Below are 20411 nucleotides of genomic sequence, written 5' to 3' on the forward strand. Positions count from 1 at the left end.
CTACGATGATTAACTGATGTAACCGATCAGATCGTAACTTCCTGATTTAGTTCCATCGAATTACGCAACAAAGCCACGCGTTGGATACGATACTCACAAAGCCCAATAGCTTACGCTAGATTCTAATATAATTACCTTTGGGCGATTTAGGACTCGTTATTAATTATGTTTCGCTTCGCTATTCCTTCGCCTTTGATGGCAGACTGGCAACACGTTCTGCGACAATGCTGTGATGTAACTCAAGCTCAGGGACAGCTTTATACTCTGAGCGATACTCAGCAGTGGCTATCGACTGAGGTGTCCACCTCAACCCAAAATCATCGTGCTATCATCGATGTGATAACGCAAGTTGTCGATCACTTTACGCCGACAGATTTTACAGTTAGCCATACCCCCTTTGAAGAGCAAACCTTGAGCATTGGACCGATTTGGCTACCTAATGGCGAATTGCTTGCCGTACTGACACTGACTCACCCTAATGATCAATCAACGGTTGTTTCGGCATGGCTAAGCGCAATCGCGGGGCGGATCAGCTTTGATATCAACTTGCACTGTCAGCAAGAACAAACGCGACATCAAAGCGCGGAAATAAAGCCAACACCAACACTACAAGAGTTTATCGACTGCCTTGAAGACCACGTATGGATAAAAGGCATGGATGGTCTTTATTCGATGACCAATCGAAGCGTAGAAAACGCGTGGCAAAAAACCAACAGTGAAATCATTGGAAAAGACGATTTTGCTCTGTTTAGCCATGAACGTGCGGAAAAATTCATTGATGCCGATAAATTGGTGGTAGCCACGGGCACGCAAAATATTGTTGAAGAATGCCGTCAAATTGATGAAAACAATAACCCCACTTGGCTAGAAACCATTAAGTCTCCTGTCCGTGATCATGCGGGAAACTTAATCGGCATTCTGGGGATGACACGTAACATCACCCGCCGAAAAATGGTAGAAACGCAGCTCTCCTTAGCGTCCCAAATTTTCAACAATTCGCAAGAAGGCATGGTCATTACAGACCGCAATGCCAACATCATTGATGTAAACACGGCTTTTACCCAAATTACAGGTTACCGCTCTGAAGAGGTGATAGGAAAAAACCCACGAATTCTGCGCTCAGGCCATCATGATCAAGGTTTCTATCAACAGTTGTGGCATCAACTCGAAAACAAAGGCCAATGGAAAGGCGAATTCATCAACAGAAAGAAAGATGGCAGCATTTATCCGCAATTAGCGACCATTAGCGCCGTAATGGACGATAAAAACCACCTTATTAACTACATTTGTGTGTTTGAAGATATCTCTGTGCGTAAGGCACACGAAGAAAAGCTGCAGCGCATGGCTTTTTACGATCCATTAACCAATCTACCCAATCGCACCCATTTACTCAGCTTACTCGAACAACACATCGAAACCGGAAACAAAAACCAGCAGACGTTTGCCACCCTATTCTTAGATATCGACCATTTCAAACACATCAACGATAGCATGGGCCACTTCTGTGGTGACCAACTGCTGTCTAAGTTAGCGATTCGTCTGCAAGATGTTCTTCACCTCAATGCGCATGTGGCTCGCATTGGCGGCGATGAATTTGTGATTATTTTGCCAGACATCCATAGTGATGTTGCCTTACTGGAAACCGTCGGCGATATTCTAAGCGTATTCCAGCAACCATTCGACTTGGCAAACCACGACTCACTTCGTGTCTCGACCAGTATTGGTATTGCCTTGTACCCAAGAGACGGTCAAGACAGTGAAACCTTACTGAAAAACGCAGACACCGCGATGTACTTAGCGAAGAAAAATGGACGCAACGGCTACGCGTTTTACTCACCGGATTTGACCGATAAATCCGTATCCCATGTACGCATTCAATCCGCTTTGCATCAAGCAATAGAAAAACAACAACTCCGGTTAGAATTCCAACCGCAATACAACTTGGAACAAAATTCGATTGTCGGCGTGGAAGCTTTATTACGCTGGCAGCATCCAGAGTTTGGCCTTGTACCACCAGCAGACTTTATTCCAATTGCAGAAAAAACAGGGCTGATTCAAAGTATTGGTGAGTGGGTGTTACAACAAGCTTGTTTGCAAGGTAATGCTTGGCTGGACCAAGGCATCGAGTTTGGCAAAATCGCCGTCAATGTTTCTGCGTTGCAGCTTCAGCAGTCAAATTTCATTCAGCGATTAAGTACTATCCTCGATAACACCGGATACCCTGCCCAACGGTTAGATTTGGAGATCACAGAGAGCTTTTTACTGATCGACCCTCAACAAGCCATTGCATCGTTAAATCAATTACGAGAGCTGGGTATTGAGATTTCTCTGGATGACTTTGGAACTGGCTATTCGTCTTTGTCTTACTTGAAAGGTTTGCCAATCAACAAACTGAAAATTGACCGCTCATTTGTCAGTGATGTCCCAAGTAATAGCGACAGCAACGCGATTGTGAATGCCATTATTGCCATGGGAAAAACGCTGTCGTTGAAAGTCGTCGCGGAAGGGATAGAAACTCGGGAACAAGCCGATTATTTATTCGAAAAAGGCTGTATTTATGGTCAGGGATATTTATTTAGTCAGCCAGTGAGCGCTGAAAAACTGTTTCATTGAACCAGCTTGCTCCTCAAGTCACTCTCGCGGTGCCACGTCCGCGGAGGTGATTTGCTTTGCTTGATTTTGGGCTGATTGGCACAGCTCTAGGCGATCAACCAAAATATTGATACAAACCAGCAACGGCACACCGATCAATAGTCCCATTCCGCCCCAAAGCCAGCCCCAAAAAACAAGCCAAACAAAAATCACTAATGGGTTTAAATTAAACCTTTTCCCCAATAGTGTTGGTGTAACAAACTGACTTTCAATCAAATTGAGCAGTAAATAGATAGACACAACCGTCAGCATAAAACTGACCGACTCCAACTGAAGATAAGCAACAAAGCCAAAGCTCATCATGGATATGACAGGGCCGAGGTACGGCGCAAAATTCATCACGCCTGCAAATGCGCCCCATAGAAATGGATCTTCAAGGCCTAGAACAAAAAACACGGCCCCGACACTCAACCCCAGCCCAGCATTCACTAAAGTGATGGTGCCAATGTATCGAGATAGGTCTTTCTGTAGCGCTTTGACCAACTCAATCGCTTGGCGCTGTTTGGCGAACCCATGTAAGTAAGACACTGACTTTCGAAATAAGCTTCGTCCATGATTGAGCATAAAGTAAACCATAAACAGCACGATCATCGCTTGTGTCAAAATCGTCGGCGTAGTGGTCGCGAGCGTTTTTACCAAAGAAAATACGGTGTTGTTCCCGACCTCATCCATACTCATATCGTTGGCGATATTCAATGGAGTATTAAGGTGATCAGCCGAAGCTTTAGTAACTTCGCTTACTTCTTGCGACACATTTTTCACGATACTGGGCAGCTCAGACCACCATTGCTTGGCGGGCTCCGACATGGCGGCAAGACCAATAATTGAAGCGCCAACGAGGAATGACAGCGTCAACACGACGGTAATAGCACGTGGTAAGCCTTTGTCTTCAAGATAATTAATGAAAGGACTGCACAGCAGAGAAATAAAGGTGCTAAGCACAATAGGTAACAATATTGGCTTGGCAAAATACAGCCCTGGGACGAGTAACAGGACGAGAAGCGTTGCACCAATCGCAGTGTTGGCAGGAATGTTCAATTTCGCTGTCATAATAAGCTCAGAATCGGTAAGAAAATTTTGCGGTGAAATCCGCTATTAGAGTGGTTCGCCCTCTGTCGTCGCAGCGTTGCTTACTTGTGTTGCTGCATTTCCATTTTGCTCCGCATCTGACTCATCCAGAGAAGCTGCCGCGACCGGCTTTGTGAGCGAATCGGTAATATCAGACACGCTGCTAACCAATAGCCCCATTGACGAAATAGAAGAAGTCAGTCGAGACAATCGACCTGCTTTTGCTGCGGTAACGGCAACGACAGCACTAATGCCTAATGTCGTCCAAGGGTTTTCTCTCACAAACTTCTTGGTGGTAAACGTGAACATTTCCATCGACAAACAGCATTGCTCTAGAGACGCTTTACCTTCCATCCGCTTGATCCGCATGGCTCGATTGAGCTTTTGTAGCGAGCGCATCCCACCCCTCCTGTAATTGTTCTGTCGTATTTTTGAATCCAAGAAATCCAACTAAACGCTTCTGCCACCAGGCTAAAGCAAATAATGCCAAGCCTAATGATGTGATAAATACACCCACGGCAACATATACGTTGGCAGTTAACTGATAAGCCACCACCCCAGAGGCAAGGCACAAACTGAATACGAACAATACCGACAATAGGGTAAAAACAACGGTACACAGCAAAATCTGACGCACTGCGGACACGTTAACTTTCATCTCCAAGAGGAACAAATCCAACGTTGAACCTGACCATGCTTTTAGCGATTTCGTCAGTTGGTCCAATTGCGCAAGAATGCTGCTCAAACCATTAATGGTTTGTTGGATATCCTGTTCTTCTGCCCCATCAGGGGCTCGGCCGCTGTCTGAAGCCGCCGAGCCTGATTGCTGATTGGTAACTTGCCCTGAGTTATTCATGTGAAGCCTCGCCTTTCTGTTGAGTGGCTTAATCCTTGGTGACCACTATTATTTGATCAGCTTCGAAACCGCCCAACCAGCAAGGAAGGCACAGCCTATGCTCAGCAATGGGCGCTCCTTGATTACATTTTCTGCCGACTTAGTCGCCTGCTGAACTTGCTGTGCACCGACATCCAGCTTCTCTTTGGCTTGGTCTTTCATCGCGCCAACGGCTTCCGTCGTGGCTTGTTCCGCTAAGTGATATGCTTCTTCTAACTGCTCTTGAGGTTTTACTGTGCTTTCTTTTGTAGTAGCCATAACTAGCCTCCATTAATGAGTTGAATAGTGAATCAAGTGAAACAATGTTTGACCTCACTTACTCCCTACAAAGCCATATCCATGCCAGAATTTTAAGTTATTGTTTTTTATTAATTTTATTTTCATTTCGATAAAAAGCCGTATCTGTACGTGTAATTCTTTCCAAGCTTTCCCCGCCATTCTTGTAATTTTTTCTTAGCGCCTTACCGACTGTTAGCAAGTTATTGCAAAAAAAGACATTAAGTCACTGATTAATAAGACTTAAAATTCATTGGCATACAACCTGCAATTAAAGATGAAACATCGTGTTTGTATTCCATACGCTCAAACACCCCTATCACCAGTAAATAAGGAGTGGCATATGAAAAATGAAAACATCGCCTCAATCATTGAGCTTATCGAAAGCGGAAATGAAATTTACAACAAGGCCATCGAGAACATCGACAACACTTCTTTGAATAATGTGTTGGTAGAACTGCTCAGAGTACGTGAGCGTGCAGTCATTGAGCTCACTCCCTACTCTCTAGCAAGTAACAATGAAGAATCTGCCGACGACACTCCGGTTTCCTACACCATCAAGGCGCGTGAGGTCTACAGCGACGTGATGAAGGAAGTGTCCTCTGACAAAGAGTCTATGTATTTAGAACAGCTTGAAGGTGTCGAAAGCAAGGTACTCAAAGAGATTGAGAATTTGATTACTTCCCACCCAGAGCAGGCGGATAACTCGGTTCTGCTGAAAGTTCGTAGCGATATAAAAAGCTGCAAAGAAAAACTCAGCAGCATCAGCCTTATTAGCTAAAACTTGGTGGTCGCCTTTGCAATAAAGCTCAGTATTGAGCAAAGAAATGGCCAACTTGCTTTGGCCATTTCTGACAAGCCCACAGGCGCATTAACATAACCATCACGAGAAATGTCCCACGACATTAGTCATAAATAAAGAGGTCACTATGACATTGGATAACAATCGAGTAAGGGAGCTACTCGTAAAAATGACACACCATCGCCAAACGTGTTTGCCTCTCGTTAACCCGCAATCACATATGACACTCGCAAGAGCGGCATATCGATTCGTGAAAATAGAAAAAGTGATGATCAAAAAGATGGCGAAGCTGTTCTTCGATCAAGATGGTGAACAATTCATTGCAGAAAATGCCACCGAATACGGCGTTGCCGAGTTAGGTAATTACAAAGAAATGCATTTTATGAATAAATTACTGTTAGATGATTTAAAAGCCCTGCTTAGAGCCATTGACGACACCAACTTAACCGCACTTGTTTCTTATTGGTTAGCTGCTTTACAAGTTGAAAACGATGAAATTGAAAAGCACTTACCTCAGGGTGAGTAATTGTACTCGCCCTTCTTTCACTTTGTTTAAACCACATCCCCAATCAACCTAGTAAAAGGTGCAGGTAGAAAAAAAGCCGCTGCATCTACTACGCAGCGACCTTGATAGCCTTTTTACGACGCACACCAAATCATCAAACAACACAGAAAAAGCGCCATGTAGAATACGAAGCAAATGGCGCGTTATCCGCGGATTACAGTGTTAAAGCGAAGCTGATTTACGTCTCTGGCTTGGAACAAATACGTTCAATGACTTTGGACGCAGCTTGATTGCTAGTTGCTCATCAGAATACAGTTCACCATCAATCACATACTCAATCGGTTTATTCGCAGAAATAGTGACGCTCTGAGCCGTCGCGTATTGAAAATGTGTCGATTCTTCCTGTGCGCCTACGCTCGTTAATGTCAGATCCGACAAGGCGATAAGACGTCCGCCTAAAGACTCGGTGTTATCTAAATATGTGATATGCAGCTTGCCATCATCAGGCTGCGGCGCATCACCACCTTGGGCAAGCAACGTACTAAATGGAGCGATATTCGCAACGACAAAACTATGGACTTCAAGCGTTTGTGTATTATTGTCGTGGTTTCCATCTTCAGTTGGAGCGTCTAACGAAACGGTTAAAGCTTGCGTTTCTTCCGCCACTACAGCATTAAAAAAGCCAGTGAGGTAAGCGAGTTGTCCAAAAACATTTTTCTCTTCTCGCTGAGCGTGCTCGATCATCTTCTGTTCTAGCCCAATACCTAAGACCAATAAAATAAGCCGCTGATTGCAGTCCGCAGTATCAATACGTTGGCAGTGTCCGCCAAGCAACGCTTCACACGCTTTTTCGACCGGTGAGAATTTTGCGCCAACGCCATAGAGCACATGACATAACGCATTGGCAGTTCCGAGCGGAACAATACCGAGTTTTAGGTCGGTATCCACCAATTGGCTCGCCACCTCTGTTACTGTGCCATCGCCACCAGCTACGATGATTTGCTTAGCTCCACTTTCTTTTGCCTGTTGTGTTAGCTGCTCGGCGCTGAAGTTTGTGGTGGTTTGATGAATACTCAAGCGATATTTTTTGGTTAGTTCACGAATCAAGTGCTGTTCGTTTTCCTCCCATTTTCCGCCACCTGCAACAGGGTTAACCACCATCCAAGTGGATTGATCCAGCCCTAGCACGCCTTTTTCACTGATCGCTCGTAACGTTCTAATCTGTAATTTATTCAATCTCGCGGTACTGCGTACGTCATTGATTTTTTTCATCACGGATTCAACCGTCAGTGACGGGTCTTTACTTAATAAATACGCCGCCACAACAAACACTGAACGACCACGCCCTAACGCACAATGCACAACCACGGCCCGCGAGCACGAGATTTGAGTATCAATCCAGTTAATCGCATGGCGAAGACGCTCTAGCGTTGGGGCTTTGTGGTCGAGTACCGGAATCGAAAGGTAATGAAACTGCTTGTCGGTCATCGCGCTTTCAAGGCCTGCAAATTCTGCGGTGACATCGACAATACAAGAGATCTCATTGGATTCGAGAAAATCTAAGTCACTCTGAAACAAACGGCGAGATAGGTATAAATTGTCACTGACTTTTTGGATTGGAGGCACTGTATCACGCCGTCTTTCCCAGGCGTTATACGCTCTAGCCCCCAATAGAAATGGGATGAATGCCCAGCGAATCCACCTGACAATCTTGCCATCTTGGTTTTTTCTAAAAATAGAGGGAATGTCGAATACGTAGGCTACGCTGACCAACGCTAAAGAAAGCGATATCCATAAGAACAGCAAACTAACGATAATTTGAGGCGTATGGATAGCGGCCAATAAACTGCTCAGAGCGCCAAGAATATAATATTTGATGATAAACATTCGCTCTCCTTGCCTTCAGCGAGTGCACTTTTTAGTGGAAGTTAGAATACGCGGGGGATTGAGCTTGGATACATGAACTTGAGTAAACGCCTTGATTGAGTGCCTTCCCGTGCCGAAATGGCACGAAAAGGTCCAACACTCTACCTAGCTTACCATCTCTTCAACATAACCATTCGCTAGTTTCATTTTCTGCTTATCGGTCATTACCTTACCGGCTAACTGGAAGAAACGCTGCTCTTCTTCCTCAAGATGGTGCAACACTTTGTGACGCAAGGTTTTCATTAGGTTGAGCCACGCTGGCGAGCTCATATCGGTTGCATCAAGCTGTGCAATCACTTTATCAATTTCATGATGCTCTGCGATGCCATGGCGAGTGAGATCAATGGTCTTATCGCTATCTATTAAAGGCGCGTAGAAAAATCGCTCTTCTGCCGCTGCGTGCTGTTCGAGTTCCTCTTTAAGGTTATGATAAAACTCTTCACGAGCGGGGGAATCTCCAGACGTTTCCATCAGAGCATCGAGTAAAAGGCGCTGCTTTTCATGACTCTCTTTCAGTACATCAAATATGTTTTTCATCTTTGACTCCTTATCTGATTGTAAACAATTGGGACAAAAGGAAGGGCGGTGATTGACCGCCCCTCTCTTACATAGCTATGCGTAAAAACCTAACCTGATTCGGCTAACAGTCTTGGTCTTCAGCGTTTAGGTTTTCTTTAATGTTTTCACATTCATCTTCAATCGCATTTTGGGTTTCTTCGGCGGCTTCATCTATCTTTTTGCCGGCCTGTTCCATTGGCCCTTCTTCACTACAAGCTGCCAACGCAAACACCAAACCGAATACTGCGGCGATACGGTAAATAAATGACGTAAGTCGCATGGAATCTCCTATCTATTTACGTTTTTTCTTCCCAGCAGAACAATCACTATTGATACAATTAATGACAATAGGAATAGGTAAAATATCACTTGCGCGATAGAGGCAGCAGCTCCTGCAATACCAGTAAAGCCTAATAGTGCAGAAATTAGTGCCAGTGCCAGAAAAATAAACATCCAACGAACCATAGTGTTACCTCCTAATAAAAGTGGGTTAAATCACTCGGCTCGCTATTATTGAACCACTTCTAGCTTATCAATCACCTTATTTACGTCATTGGTGTTATTTGCAATTGAAATTGCAAGATCATGCTCCGCATCTGAATTAACTTTACCTGCCAACGTTACCGTTTTGCGTTCTGTCGTTACATCAATATCCGTACCACTCACATTGGTATCCATTAGTAGGCGCGTTTTAACTATAGTCGTGATTTTAGAATCGGTCAGTGTAGCTAAAGCTTCTGAATCAGTTTCTTTCTTGCCTTCATTCACTACTGACAATTCGTTGTTTACTTTTTTCACACCATCAAGACCAGTAACAAGCTCTTCGGCAAGTGATTTTTCAAGATCATTGTTTACCGAACCAGAAAGGGTAACGACCTGATTCTCAACATCGGTATTGATATCAAAAGAGTTGAGATTGCTGTTTAGCAGTAGCGTGGTTTCAGCTTTACCATCTAGCCAAGCGTCCATGGATTCTTTTTCCCATTTATCACTCGCTAAGACTGCTGTAGATGAAGTAGCAAGAACTGACGTAAGTACAATTTTAGCTGCGATGTTATTCATGGTAATTCTCCTTTATTGACGTTGCACTTCCCTAGGAGCAAACCATGTGCCAACTTTATAACTTATTGTTTTTAATTAACTAATAAAGAAAAGAGGTAAAAATGAGATGAGTAATAAAGTATAAGCATGAATTATTTACACGTAAAAAATGTAATTTTTAATCGGTGATAAAGCCTCCGTCACTTGTGCCGAAATAACCTGATAAAACAGAAAGGCTATTTCTCCAGAATCAATTAATAGCAAAATTATTATTTTAAAAATAAAAATCTGAACAAAAGGAAATATCTACTGATGGCTCTCACCGATATATATCAAAAAGGGGCTAACAACATAAAAATACCGAACAAATCCTTAAATCTATGCTGACAATATTTTGTCTTGTGAAGTGAGAATAATCCACGTACATTGTTTCTGTCATAGTAAAGAGGACATTTCTATGTCGATGCCAAGCCTGTTTCTAAGAATACAAGATCCATCACTTAAAAATGCCATCGCTTCTTGCCAGGAACTGAACAAATTTCGTCTGCATGACATCGATGCCGCAGACCAATGGATTGAAGATTTCCTACAACTCAAACCGGAAGTTGCGATTGTTGAAGTCGCCCACTTTACTAGTGCAGATTATCAACGTCTTTCTAATATCGAAGACATCTACGATATGGACTTGATCATCATTAGCTCAGGCGCTCCAAACGAGAACTTGGATAAGCTGATGAACTTGGGTGCTATTTTTCACTACAGAAAGCCCGTTGATATTGCCATTCTGACGGACACCCTGAGCGAAGTCAGCCAGTACTATCAACACAAACAAGATCAAGGGCGTAAAGTGTCCACCAGCGATCTTGACCAATTTGGTCTTTTGGTCGGCTCTTCCTCTCCGATGCATCAGCTCTATCGTATGATCAGGCGCGTTGCTAAAACCGAAGCCAACGTCCTTATTGTCGGTGAAAGTGGATCAGGCAAAGAACTGGTGGCGCAGACCATCCACTTAGCGAGTGAGCGTAAACAACAGCCCTTTATAGCGATTAACTGTGGTGCCATTAGCCCTGAATTGGTTGATAGTGAACTGTTTGGCCATGAGAAAGGCGCTTTTACCGGAGCAAATAAAACTCACCAAGGTGTATTTAAGCAGGCAGAGGGCGGCACCCTATTTTTAGATGAAATCACCGAGATGCCTATCGAGCATCAAGTGAAGCTATTGCGGGTGCTAGAAACCGGAGAGTATCGCCCAGTTGGCAGTAATACGGTTCATATCGCTAATACTCGCATCATTGCTGCTACAAACCGTGATCCTAAAATCGCCATTGAGGAGCAGTTCCTGCGTGAAGATCTGTTTTTCCGCTTATCGCATTTCCCATTAACGATACCGCCACTGCGAGAACGAGGCGGTGATATCGTAGGTCTGGCCAAGCACTTTATTGCACACCGCAACGCCAATGAGGCAAAAACCAAAACGATTCTTGACTCTGCGATCCAAAAAATCGCTGCACACGACTGGCCAGGTAATGTCCGTGAGCTCAAACACACGATCGAGCGTGCATTTATTTTGGCTGATGACACCATCCGAGATGAACACCTTATCTTCGACACACCACCATTGGAAACAGGCACCAGCATCGAAGACCTTGTTCCGGCGGGCGTTTCACTAGAAGAGCTAGAAAAAGCCGCCATTCTCAATACCCTTGAAGAGAATCAAGGCAATAAAACGGAATCAGCGCAGGAGTTAGGCATTAGCGTGAAAACGCTCTATAACAAACTCGAAAAGTATCAAGACGAATAACTCGCTATGGGCATACAAAAAGAGCACTGACTTTTATTCAGTGCTCTTTTTGTATCTTATCTTTTATGCAGTTAGGCTGCGTTTGGTGTTTGATTAAACCCACTGCCCCGCAACAAAGCCGCTCGACCAGCACCACTGAAAATTGTAGCCCCCTAGCCAACCAGTCACATCCATCACTTCACCAATAAAATAAAGCCCTTTAATGTCTTTGCATTCCATGGTTTTCGAGGATAAGTGATCAGTATCGACACCGCCGAGTGTCACTTCCGCGGTTCGGTAGCCTTCAGTGCCATTCGGGGCGATATCCCAATGCTCTAGGCGCTCCACAATCGCCGCAAGCTCCTTTTGATTGAACTGTTTTAGCGGTTTATCGACTAGCTCTTTACGTTCAATTAAGACTTCAACCAGACGCTTAGGCAGCACTTTGGCAAGCGTATTCTTGAGTGACTGATTTGGATGCTTCTCACGACTGCGTTCTAATAACTCAGCAACATCATCGTTTGGCACAAGATTGATCAACACCTTTTGTCCGGCCCGCCAGAATGAAGAAATCTGTAACACTGCTGGACCAGATAACCCACGATGTGTGAACAACAGGGCTTCTTTGAACATGGTGCCATCTTCAGCCGTAATTTCCGCAGGTACCGCGATACCAGATAACTCAGCAAAGTCTTCTTTGTCTTCTTTATGTAGAGTAAATGGTACAAGCCCTGCCGTAGTTGGGATAACTCGAAGACCAAATTGTTCCGCGACTTTATAACCAAATGGTGTCGCCCCCAGTTTTGGCATCGACAAACCACCTGTTGCGATAACTAAAGACTCACATTCGACAATCTCAGTACCAGCATGCAAACGAAAGCCTTCATCAATTTTTTCAATCGAATGAACATCGCATTGGTAACGCTGCTCGATGTTCGGCATGTCACACTCAGCTAACAACATCTTCACGATATCTTTGGCCGTAAATGCATCGACACAAAACAACTGGCCGTGATCACGCTCTTCGAACTCAATGCCATGTTTACACACCATCGAGATGAAATCCCAGTTAGTGTATTGGGAGAGCGCCGACTTAACAAAGTGCGGGTTTTGACACAAATAGTGATTAGCTGAAACGTCGTAGTTAGTGAAGTTACAACGACCACCGCCCGAGATAAGGATTTTACGTCCTGGCTTTTTAGCATGATCGAGCACCAAAACACGGCGGCCTCGCTTGCCTGCTTCTGCAGCACACATTAAACCTGCTGCGCCTGCGCCAATTACAACAACATCAAATTTCTTACTCATCGGTAGCTCTTAGACTGATTGGTATCGAATCAAAATAAAAAAGGATGTGCACATTGCACATCCTTGCTTTCTAGGCGCGACATTCTACCGACAAATACCGAAAGGGAAAAGCGCTTAAACTCTAAGCGCTCTGTATGTCCGCAAAATCTCAGACAGAACAACTTCTGGATTATTGACTCTTAGAGAATGAAGGCCGCAAGTAGCGTCACGCCGAGCAACGCAGTCGATAGAACAAACAATTCACGCACTCTTTCACACTTACCAGTAAAAATTTCATCGTGGTGATGATGATATTCTTTACTTTTAATGTAGTGATACAACCTCACCTGCTTGGTGACATTTCCATGAGTAGTAAAAAAACCATTACCATCAACTTGCTGATATAACAGCGGATGCGCTTCACGCATGATATAAATTAGAGAACGAAGAGCGGTGAGATACCGGACCATATTAACTCCAGTTACCACCATTAGCGCAAATAAGATTGTGTCTCCACTGATCATCTTTTCCTCCCTACATCTTCAACAATGCTCAAGAGAAAAAGACGATCAACACTTCGTCTTTACCCGCTACTTACAACGTCCCAAAACGCGTTTACGCAGCTGGAGCATCCATGATTGAAGATGAACCTTCTTTCGCCATTTGTGCTAGATCTTTGTCAATGAAGAACAACGCTTTACCGTCTTCACCTACCAGTTCGATCTTATCTAAAATCCCTTTAAACAACTTCTCTTCTTCGTGCTGTTCTGACACGTACCACTGTAGGAAGTTAAACGTTGAGTAGTCTTGGCTAGTAAATGCAACGTGCGCCAGTTTGTTGATTTTTTCCGTGATCATTTGCTCATGTTCAAATGTCTCGCGGAAAACGTCACCTAGGCTCGCAAAGTCATGCTTTGGCGCATCAATAGCGCCTAAGATTGGCATTGAGCCAGTTTCACTCACGTAAGTGAATAGGCGTTGCATGTGCTCCATTTCTTCTACGGCGTGAGCGCGTAAAAATTCAGCCGCACCTTCAAAACCTTTGTCTTCACACCAAGCACTCATTTGTAAGTATAGATTGGATGAGAAAAATTCTAGGTTAATTTGCTCATTCAATTGTTCGACCATAGTTTGAGACAGCATGTTAACTCCTATTATTGTGCATGCAATATACCCAAGTAACCTCGAAATAAGTGACGCTGCGAGAATAGCTTGGTCCGGCAGACACGGCGAAGTTTCACTTCAACTCTAGTCAGTAACACTACGCTTATTTCAGCATATCAAAGTCACTTGGGTATAACGCCACTATAACATGATTACTGAGACAAGACTTTGTACCTACGGCACCGATATGAGATCACTTCAGCAAATTTTTTTTGGGGTTGGTGCTAATCTAAAACTATGACCTTACAAGGAGATAGCAATATGAGTTACAAACACATACTTGTGGCAGTCGACCTTTCAGACGACAGTAAAGTGTTGATTAAGAAAGCCGTATCACTGGCTAAACCTCTGGATGCGAAAGTCTCTTTTATTCACATCGACGTGAACTACGCAGAACTCTACACCGGGCTTATCGATATCAATATGGCAGAAGCGCAACATCAAGCAATGGAAGCATCGCGCACACAATTGGCAAACTTCGCTGAATATGCGCAATACCCAATTGCCCATACTTTAGTCGGTAGTGGCGATTTGAGTAATGAGCTGTGCGATACCATTCAAGATTACAGTATTGATTTGGTGGTTTGTGGTCATCACCAAGATTTCTGGAGCAAGATTCTATCTTCGACTCGACAGCTGATTAACTGCTCACCAGTCGATATGCTGGTCGTACCGCTAAAAGACTGATTGGCGCAGCGATAAAACTTGGTTAGACTGCGGGCACATTTGTTGTTGATAAAGATTCTCATCCATGGCTTATCTATCCGCAGTTACCCTACTTTGGGCATTCTCATTTAGCCTGATCGGCGTTTACCTCGCCGGTCAGGTTGATTCTTGGTTCTCGGTGTTCATGCGCGTGGCACTGGCGAGCCTGGTTTTCATTCCCTTATTGAAATTCCGTGGCGTTAGCAAACCCCTGATCGCGAAACTGATGACCGTCGGTGGCTTCCAGCTCGGCTTGATGTATTGCTTCTACTACCAATCTTTTTTGCTCCTTTCCGTGCCAGAAGTATTGCTGTTCACCGTATTCACACCCATTTACGTCACGCTAATCTATGACTTCTTGAAAGGTCGCTTTTCACCTTGGTACTTAGTTACCGCTGCAATAGCCGTATTTGGTGCCGCCTGGATTAAATTTGCAGGCATTAATGAAGATTTCCTACTGGGCTTTTTGGTCGTACAAGGAGCAAACCTCTGCTTTGCCATCGGTCAGGTGGGCTACAAATATATCATGGAGAGTGAACCCGTCGATTTGCCACAACACACCGTGTTTGGCTACTTCTACTTAGGTGCACTTTGTGTAGCAACCGTGGCTTTCGCGCTCATGGGTAACCTCGACAAACTACCTACCACTGCAACACAATGGGGCATTCTGACATACCTTGGGTTGATTGCTTCTGGTTTTGGTTACTTTGCTTGGAACAAAGGCGCGACTATGGTGAACGCAGGTGCACTGGCAGTAATGAACAATGCATTGGTTCCGGCGGGCTTGATTGTAAACATTGTGATTTGGAACCGCGATGTTGATGTCATGCGACTCGCCATTGGCGGTGCGATCATCATGCTATCCCTATGGATTAACGAAACCTGGGTGAAAAAGCGCGTAGAGATGAGCTACGCCAATAAGTAACGCAGCTAATCCTATAAACATTTCGACAATAAAAAACGCTCTCCGACTGGAGAGCGTTTTTTTATTTGATTAATGCACTTTGGCTTGTGAGATTGCGTTCATCAAAGCATTAGGTGGCGTTGGCAGCAACACTTCTAGTTTCGCATTACGCGCTTCCAGTTTACGCTGACGCTTAAGTAACTTTTGTTGTTTTTTCGCCACTTTTAGCAACTTCTTTTGCTGCTTATAGTGCTTTTTCAGTGCTTTTTTCGCTTTCTTGAGCGATTTTTTATCGGCCAAATCAAACAGTGCAGGAGCCGCCATCGACACTGGTGTCACCACTTTCGCGGCTTGTTTCTTCTCTTTCACTCGCTCGACCACACGTTTCACGATCGCCGCCTTTTCTGCGCTGTGTTTTGACGTGACGGAAATGGATTGCGCAGGCAGCGCTTCAGCTAACAAACCGCATGCTTGTTGCTCGTTTAACGGCTTGTCTTGGCATTTTTGTGGAGGAATTGCGGCTGGCTTACAAAGGGTATCTTTGGCCGATGAAGAGCGTGCGCAAGAACGACAAACGAATTTTGGTGCGACAACTAAACGATGGATATCACCAAGTTCTGCCGCGATCTGTTTGCGACTCATTTTACATAAACGTTTAGCCATTCTACTACTCCAGCTTCCCAGTTATCGACCGCATCACAACAAGTGAAATAATAATAATTCTTAGTTAGATATACAGTCAGGGAAGGGAATTAGCAAGAGAAAACTATCAATAGAGACGAGGAAAGAGAGGCTGAGTCACAGCACGACACACCGTACTGTGACAAGAAAAGTTGAGCCGTCAGGAAGTTATGCCATCGATGCTTTAACGTAGACATCGAAGCGATTTTTTTTCGTTTCAATCGCCATGGTCGGTTTTTTCTCGTTCAGCCAGTTAGCATAGTCTGGGCGTTTAACTACTACACGCTTTGTGGCTAACGCCATGGCTGGTTCTAGTAGGCCATCGGCGTCCAAATCAGCGCCAACCAACGATTGGAAAACGCGCATTTCTTTTTTCACGAGCGCCGACTTCTTTTTATTTTCTGGGTGCGGATACATCGGGTCAAGATACACCACATCTGGCTGGACAAAGTCTTTATCTTGCGCCAATTGTTCCAGCGCATCATGGCTAGAGGCATGGATTAGCGACATGCGCTCAGATACCCAGGTGCCGATTTCTGGGTCTTGTTTCGCTCGATCCAAGCCATCATCTAACAAAGCCGCGACGACTGGATGACGCTCGACCATCTGCACTTTACAACCTAGTGAGGCGAGCACAAACGCATCACGACCAAGACCTGCCGTGCCGTCTAACACGGTTGGCGTTGCCCCTTTGTTCAACCCCGCCGCTTTCGCAATTGCCTGACCTTTACCACCACCGAACTTGCGACGATGACCGACCGCACCACCAATCAAATCCACAAAGATTGCACCCAGCTTTGGCTCATCCACTTTACGTAGCTCCAAACGCTCGGTGGTTAGCACCAAAGCAAAATCGCTATCGTCAGTATGAGAAAGCCGCCAACGCGCAGCGAGTTCATCAAGATGAGATTGTTGAGACAGGTTTTCACAGATCAATTGCAGTTGCAAAAGGAGGCTCCAATAAAAATCGAGGTAACTGGCGCTGAGTGTATACCTAAGTTACCTATTAATGCTAGGTTGAGCTTGCTACGCAGAGGTTATACAACCGTCAGTTGCTCCACTAGCTCAGAAAGCGGCTTAGGATGACCAATACCGTAGCCTTGGCCGTAGTCCACACCGAGGTCTATCAAATGCTGCATGACCTGGTCATTTTCGACAAACTCCGCCACCGTCACTTTGCCTAGTTGTTTCGCCAAGTCATTGATTGAACGAACCATCACGCGGTCCATTTCATTTACGTTGATATCTTGCACGAAAAGACCATCAATTTTCACGATATCGACAGGAAGTTTCTTTAAGTAACCAAATGAAGACAATCCAGATCCGAAATCATCCAATGCAATCATGCAACCCAAAGCCTTTAGCTTGGTAAACAGCTCAATGGCTTGATCCAGATTGCTCATCGCCGCTGTCTCGGTGATTTCTAAGCAGATTTTTTCACACGGCAGAGTCGAACTTTCCAATCGCTCCAATAAGAAGTCAATAAACTCTTGATTCCCCATAGATTGACCTGAAAGGTTTATCGAACAGCGACCAAGCTGTTCAATCACCTCAGGACGCTGTTCAAACCACTCTAGCGTTTGAGTAATAACCTGCTTATCAATCCAATGGGCAATGTTGTAGCGCTCGGAAGCAGGGATAAACAGCGCAGGAGAAACATAATCACCGTACCCATTGCGAATACGCACCAAAATCTCAAAATACATTTGAGTCTCGTGCTTTTGTAAGCTTTTTATCGGTTGAGCAAACAGTTCTAAACGTTGATTCGACAATGCCTCATGCACCAAATTGACGCTCTGCATTTCCATCTGACGACGCTGCAACTCTTCGTTATCTAAGCTGAATAGATTATAGCGGTTACGGCCTTGCTCTTTAGCGGCGTGACAAGCAGAGTCTGCTTGAGCGTGCACCATTTGTGGCGTATCAGCGGTATGATCGATGATACGGATACCAATTGAGCAACTGATGAACAGGCGTGTGTCTTCCCAAATAAAGAGGTGTTCGCTTAGTGTCGAGATGATCAGTTTGGCAATATTGATGGCGCCATATTCGTCACAGTCTTTGAGTAACACCGCAAACTCATCGCCTCCCATTCGAGCCAAGATGGAATTGTACGGCAGAACGCCTTCCAGCATACTGGCGCAGAATTGAATCGCCGCATCACCTGCATCATGCCCAACCGTATCATTGAGGACTTTTAGCTGATCTAAGTCGAGGTACAGCATGGCGTGGACTCGACGATGGCTGTCCACTTCGCACAGTGCGGTCTTAAGCTCTAGTTCAAAATGGTTTCTGTTGTAAGTCCCCGTCAGTAAGTCATAGCGAGCTTGGTATTCCAATTTCTCGGAGAGCAGTTTGGTTTCGGTAATATCTTCGCCCACAATCAGCAGTTGCTCAGATTCACTCAGCGGACGAATATTCTCGCGCACCCAAACACGATGACCATTTGCATGACGATACTCGACTTCACGTCGCCAAACACCATGCACTTGCTGGTTGGGTTGCAATAACACTTGGCGAGGGAACAGCACTTTGTCATCAAAATAGAACTCCCTCAGGCGATGTCCGAGCATGTCCATCGGTTTGTAGCCAAGAAGTAGTTGAGCAAATCGATTCACTTCTTGAATTCGGTTATTACTATCAAGCGTCACCATCATCACGGGCTGCTGCTCGTAATAGTTGCGTAGGGTTGACTCACGTTGGTAGAGCTTGTCCTCCATCAATTTACGACTGGTAATATCGCGCGCTTCAAACAAGTATTGCTTATGATTCCCTACTTGCTGAGAAAAAGGCTTGAGCGAAACTTCTAACACCAATGCGCCGTGTTCTTTACTCCAAATTTCAGCTTCAAACGTCGACACTTGATGGTGAGGCGCGTGGAAATACTCCTCTAGCAACGCTTGTGCTTTTTCACTCCAGTTGGGGTGAAACCAAAGTGGTCGGTCTAAGCGCAGTCCTTGGTGATAAAGTAAGGATTGAAGGTGATCGTTGCCCGATTTAAGCACACCGTTGGCATCCAAAATGCCCATATACTGCATGCTCTGATCGAAAATCGATTCTAGAATAGCCTGGCTTTCTCGCGCAGCGCTCTCACTGCGACGCATCCGCTGTAAATAATAACCCATCAGCAAAATGACCACCGACATCACCACAAACAGACTACCAAACAGGCGAATTTCCTTGGCAAAACGTTCAGAAAGCTTCATTGGCTTATTAAAAAATACCGCAGAAACCTCTTGTTCAGCCCCCAATCCCCAACGCGCTACCGCTTGGTAATCGAGCTTTATTTCAGAATCACTTTTTTTCACCTCAGGCAGAGGCTGATCAGGGTTATCCAAAACGAATTCAAGCATCTCTGCACTCTCAATACCATGCCGATAACCACTTTGAATAACCCCTCCAACTGCGCCATGACCCAAACCAATGTCATGCACCATAAACAGCGGCGCGTTTGAGACTTTGTTGACACCAACCCAGTCACGCTCGCTGCCTACCATACCTTGTTTATCTCGGTAATAGGTCCAGAACAAGACGACTTTATCGGAACTCAGTTTTGCGACTTGTTGTTTTAGATCGATGATGCTGTCTGGGACAAGTTGTACGATTTTGTCTCTATATTGCGGGAACTTGAGGACAAAATTGTCGATTTGATAACGCAACACCTCACCGGTCACCGAGTGGTCACTGACGATGAGAACTTGTGTGTAGTTCGGATGTAAGCGCTCAATAAGAGCGAGATTCGCTTCCAAATCGACATCTTCCATGACTCCGGTTGCATTCAGAGAACGATGTAAAGAAGGATGGTAGTTATTAATGCCGTTAAATATAACTGGGGTGTCTTTGATGATTGGGGCTAAACGCTGCATGAGTTCAAGTGCATTGTTATCGCTCACTAAAATGGCATCGAATCGCTCTTTGCGTAATTTCGTAAGATACAAGGATTTTAGTTGCGCAAAAAACTGCTCACTCTGGTTACGTTTCGAGTCTAGATAGAGCACACGCATGTCCAGCGCTCGATCGCCCAGCTGTTGCTCGATGCCTCGCTGTATGGAGTCCGTCCAGAAAAAACCCTGATGATAGGAGTGCACGACCAACACCTTCGGATCTGAGGCCGTAGCAAACGCGCTCCAACATAGCGCGGCAATAACCAGAAAACGCTGCACATTA

21 protein-coding genes are annotated in these 20411 nt (G+C 44.8%); 6 read left to right on the top strand and 15 right to left on the bottom strand.

Translation table 11 applies throughout. The features are described from left to right. Window positions 1-165 precede the first annotated feature (165 nt). Window positions 166-2613: an EAL domain-containing protein gene (locus R7Z77_RS15045; protein ID WP_054702495.1), complete on the top strand. Its 2448-nt coding sequence runs from the start codon at window positions 166-168 to the stop codon at window positions 2611-2613. An 18-nt stretch (window positions 2614-2631) separates the two neighbouring features. Here R7Z77_RS15045 and R7Z77_RS15050 read toward each other — a convergent pair whose 3' ends face one another. The 4 genes from R7Z77_RS15050 to R7Z77_RS15065 are packed head-to-tail and all read right to left on the bottom strand — an operon-like array spanning window position 2632 to window position 4873. After that, complete coding sequence (locus R7Z77_RS15050) at window positions 2632-3702, bottom strand: AI-2E family transporter (RefSeq protein ID WP_054576814.1); 1071 nt, start codon at window positions 3700-3702, stop codon at window positions 2632-2634. A gap of 45 nt (window positions 3703-3747) precedes the next feature. Next, window positions 3748-4074 carry a hypothetical protein gene (locus R7Z77_RS15055; RefSeq protein WP_005379200.1) on the bottom strand — a complete coding sequence of 109 codons (327 nt, stop codon included), beginning with the start codon at window positions 4072-4074 and terminating at the stop codon, window positions 3748-3750. Further along, the gene (locus tag R7Z77_RS15060) at window positions 4064-4576 is read right to left on the bottom strand and encodes a phage holin family protein (protein WP_005379198.1); all 513 of its coding nucleotides are present in this window, start codon (window positions 4574-4576) and stop codon (window positions 4064-4066) included. The genes R7Z77_RS15055 and R7Z77_RS15060 overlap by 11 nt, the downstream gene beginning before the upstream one ends. A gap of 48 nt (window positions 4577-4624) precedes the next feature. After that, the gene (locus tag R7Z77_RS15065; RefSeq protein ID WP_005379196.1) at window positions 4625-4873 is read right to left on the bottom strand and encodes a hypothetical protein; all 249 of its coding nucleotides are present in this window, start codon (window positions 4871-4873) and stop codon (window positions 4625-4627) included. Between the two features lie 361 nt (window positions 4874-5234). Between R7Z77_RS15065 and R7Z77_RS15070 the strand changes: the two genes are divergently transcribed. After that, complete coding sequence (locus R7Z77_RS15070) at window positions 5235-5672, top strand: DUF2383 domain-containing protein (protein ID WP_005379194.1); 438 nt, start codon at window positions 5235-5237, stop codon at window positions 5670-5672. A 148-nt stretch (window positions 5673-5820) separates the two neighbouring features. Beyond that, window positions 5821-6219, top strand: a complete 399-nt coding sequence (locus tag R7Z77_RS15075) for a hypothetical protein (RefSeq protein WP_005379193.1) — start codon at window positions 5821-5823, stop codon at window positions 6217-6219. Window positions 6220-6420: 201 nt separating this feature from the next. Here R7Z77_RS15075 and R7Z77_RS15080 read toward each other — a convergent pair whose 3' ends face one another. From R7Z77_RS15080 to R7Z77_RS15100, 5 genes are all read right to left on the bottom strand, one after another. Further along, window positions 6421-8085: a diacylglycerol kinase family protein gene (locus tag R7Z77_RS15080; protein ID WP_318136730.1), complete on the bottom strand. Its 1665-nt coding sequence runs from the start codon at window positions 8083-8085 to the stop codon at window positions 6421-6423. 144 nt (window positions 8086-8229) lie between these two features. After that, window positions 8230-8661 carry a hemerythrin domain-containing protein gene (locus R7Z77_RS15085; RefSeq protein WP_054702498.1) on the bottom strand — a complete coding sequence of 144 codons (432 nt, stop codon included), beginning with the start codon at window positions 8659-8661 and terminating at the stop codon, window positions 8230-8232. Window positions 8662-8764: 103 nt separating this feature from the next. Continuing rightward, the gene (locus R7Z77_RS15090) at window positions 8765-8962 is read right to left on the bottom strand and encodes a hypothetical protein (RefSeq protein ID WP_005379178.1); all 198 of its coding nucleotides are present in this window, start codon (window positions 8960-8962) and stop codon (window positions 8765-8767) included. An 8-nt stretch (window positions 8963-8970) separates the two neighbouring features. Next, window positions 8971-9147, bottom strand: coding sequence for a DUF1328 family protein (locus R7Z77_RS15095; protein WP_005379177.1), 177 nt, complete (start codon window positions 9145-9147; stop codon window positions 8971-8973). A gap of 45 nt (window positions 9148-9192) precedes the next feature. Further along, the gene (locus R7Z77_RS15100) at window positions 9193-9744 is read right to left on the bottom strand and encodes a BON domain-containing protein (protein WP_005379174.1); all 552 of its coding nucleotides are present in this window, start codon (window positions 9742-9744) and stop codon (window positions 9193-9195) included. Window positions 9745-10180: 436 nt separating this feature from the next. Here R7Z77_RS15100 and R7Z77_RS15105 point away from each other — a divergent pair, with 436 nt between their 5' ends. Then, window positions 10181-11524, top strand: coding sequence for a sigma-54 interaction domain-containing protein (locus R7Z77_RS15105; RefSeq protein WP_005382945.1), 1344 nt, complete (start codon window positions 10181-10183; stop codon window positions 11522-11524). A gap of 93 nt (window positions 11525-11617) precedes the next feature. Here R7Z77_RS15105 and R7Z77_RS15110 read toward each other — a convergent pair whose 3' ends face one another. The 3 genes from R7Z77_RS15110 to ftnA all read right to left on the bottom strand — a co-directional run bounded on the left by R7Z77_RS15110 (window position 11618) and on the right by ftnA (window position 13933). Beyond that, complete coding sequence (locus tag R7Z77_RS15110) at window positions 11618-12811, bottom strand: NAD(P)/FAD-dependent oxidoreductase (protein ID WP_005382944.1); 1194 nt, start codon at window positions 12809-12811, stop codon at window positions 11618-11620. A 179-nt stretch (window positions 12812-12990) separates the two neighbouring features. Beyond that, window positions 12991-13314 carry a universal stress protein UspB gene (gene uspB, locus R7Z77_RS15115; protein WP_005379169.1) on the bottom strand — a complete coding sequence of 108 codons (324 nt, stop codon included), beginning with the start codon at window positions 13312-13314 and terminating at the stop codon, window positions 12991-12993. A 91-nt stretch (window positions 13315-13405) separates the two neighbouring features. Beyond that, window positions 13406-13933, bottom strand: coding sequence for a non-heme ferritin (ftnA, locus tag R7Z77_RS15120; RefSeq protein ID WP_005379167.1), 528 nt, complete (start codon window positions 13931-13933; stop codon window positions 13406-13408). 282 nt (window positions 13934-14215) lie between these two features. Here ftnA and uspA point away from each other — a divergent pair, with 282 nt between their 5' ends. Both uspA and R7Z77_RS15130 read left to right on the top strand, forming a co-directional pair. After that, window positions 14216-14641 carry a universal stress protein UspA gene (uspA, locus tag R7Z77_RS15125; RefSeq protein WP_005379165.1) on the top strand — a complete coding sequence of 142 codons (426 nt, stop codon included), beginning with the start codon at window positions 14216-14218 and terminating at the stop codon, window positions 14639-14641. Between the two features lie 64 nt (window positions 14642-14705). Further along, entirely contained in the window at window positions 14706-15584 is an 879-nt protein-coding gene (locus R7Z77_RS15130; protein WP_318136731.1) for a DMT family transporter, read from the top strand. A 69-nt stretch (window positions 15585-15653) separates the two neighbouring features. Here R7Z77_RS15130 and R7Z77_RS15135 read toward each other — a convergent pair whose 3' ends face one another. The 3 genes from R7Z77_RS15135 to R7Z77_RS15145 all read right to left on the bottom strand — a co-directional run bounded on the left by R7Z77_RS15135 (window position 15654) and on the right by R7Z77_RS15145 (window position 20407). After that, entirely contained in the window at window positions 15654-16226 is a 573-nt protein-coding gene (locus tag R7Z77_RS15135; protein WP_213972337.1) for a hypothetical protein, read from the bottom strand. 186 nt (window positions 16227-16412) lie between these two features. Beyond that, window positions 16413-17192 carry a class I SAM-dependent methyltransferase gene (locus R7Z77_RS15140; protein WP_025768285.1) on the bottom strand — a complete coding sequence of 260 codons (780 nt, stop codon included), beginning with the start codon at window positions 17190-17192 and terminating at the stop codon, window positions 16413-16415. Window positions 17193-17281: 89 nt separating this feature from the next. Then, complete coding sequence (locus R7Z77_RS15145; RefSeq protein ID WP_170897633.1) at window positions 17282-20407, bottom strand: EAL domain-containing protein; 3126 nt, start codon at window positions 20405-20407, stop codon at window positions 17282-17284. Window positions 20408-20411 lie beyond the last annotated feature (4 nt).

The organism is Vibrio sp. 1401 (genome assembly GCF_033340295.1).

Excerpts from the sequence above, each read along its gene's own strand:
- R7Z77_RS15045 (WP_054702495.1), top strand. The coding sequence starts at position 166 with ATGTTTCGCTTCGCTATTCCTTCGCCTTTGATGGCAGACTGGCAACAC.
- R7Z77_RS15050 (WP_054576814.1), bottom strand. The coding sequence starts at position 3,702 with ATGACAGCGAAATTGAACATTCCTGCCAACACTGCGATTGGTGCAACG.
- R7Z77_RS15055 (WP_005379200.1), bottom strand. The coding sequence starts at position 4,074 with ATGGAAGGTAAAGCGTCTCTAGAGCAATGCTGTTTGTCGATGGAAATG.
- R7Z77_RS15060 (WP_005379198.1), bottom strand. The coding sequence starts at position 4,576 with ATGAATAACTCAGGGCAAGTTACCAATCAGCAATCAGGCTCGGCGGCT.
- R7Z77_RS15065 (WP_005379196.1), bottom strand. The coding sequence starts at position 4,873 with ATGGCTACTACAAAAGAAAGCACAGTAAAACCTCAAGAGCAGTTAGAA.
- R7Z77_RS15070 (WP_005379194.1), top strand. The coding sequence starts at position 5,235 with ATGAAAAATGAAAACATCGCCTCAATCATTGAGCTTATCGAAAGCGGA.
- R7Z77_RS15075 (WP_005379193.1), top strand. The coding sequence starts at position 5,821 with ATGACATTGGATAACAATCGAGTAAGGGAGCTACTCGTAAAAATGACA.
- R7Z77_RS15080 (WP_318136730.1), bottom strand. The coding sequence starts at position 8,085 with ATGTTTATCATCAAATATTATATTCTTGGCGCTCTGAGCAGTTTATTG.
- R7Z77_RS15085 (WP_054702498.1), bottom strand. The coding sequence starts at position 8,661 with ATGAAAAACATATTTGATGTACTGAAAGAGAGTCATGAAAAGCAGCGC.
- R7Z77_RS15090 (WP_005379178.1), bottom strand. The coding sequence starts at position 8,962 with ATGCGACTTACGTCATTTATTTACCGTATCGCCGCAGTATTCGGTTTG.
- R7Z77_RS15095 (WP_005379177.1), bottom strand. The coding sequence starts at position 9,147 with ATGGTTCGTTGGATGTTTATTTTTCTGGCACTGGCACTAATTTCTGCA.
- R7Z77_RS15100 (WP_005379174.1), bottom strand. The coding sequence starts at position 9,744 with ATGAATAACATCGCAGCTAAAATTGTACTTACGTCAGTTCTTGCTACT.
- R7Z77_RS15105 (WP_005382945.1), top strand. The coding sequence starts at position 10,181 with ATGTCGATGCCAAGCCTGTTTCTAAGAATACAAGATCCATCACTTAAA.
- R7Z77_RS15110 (WP_005382944.1), bottom strand. The coding sequence starts at position 12,811 with ATGAGTAAGAAATTTGATGTTGTTGTAATTGGCGCAGGCGCAGCAGGT.
- uspB (WP_005379169.1), bottom strand. The coding sequence starts at position 13,314 with ATGATCAGTGGAGACACAATCTTATTTGCGCTAATGGTGGTAACTGGA.
- ftnA (WP_005379167.1), bottom strand. The coding sequence starts at position 13,933 with ATGCTGTCTCAAACTATGGTCGAACAATTGAATGAGCAAATTAACCTA.
- uspA (WP_005379165.1), top strand. The coding sequence starts at position 14,216 with ATGAGTTACAAACACATACTTGTGGCAGTCGACCTTTCAGACGACAGT.
- R7Z77_RS15130 (WP_318136731.1), top strand. The coding sequence starts at position 14,706 with ATGGCTTATCTATCCGCAGTTACCCTACTTTGGGCATTCTCATTTAGC.
- R7Z77_RS15135 (WP_213972337.1), bottom strand. The coding sequence starts at position 16,226 with ATGGCTAAACGTTTATGTAAAATGAGTCGCAAACAGATCGCGGCAGAA.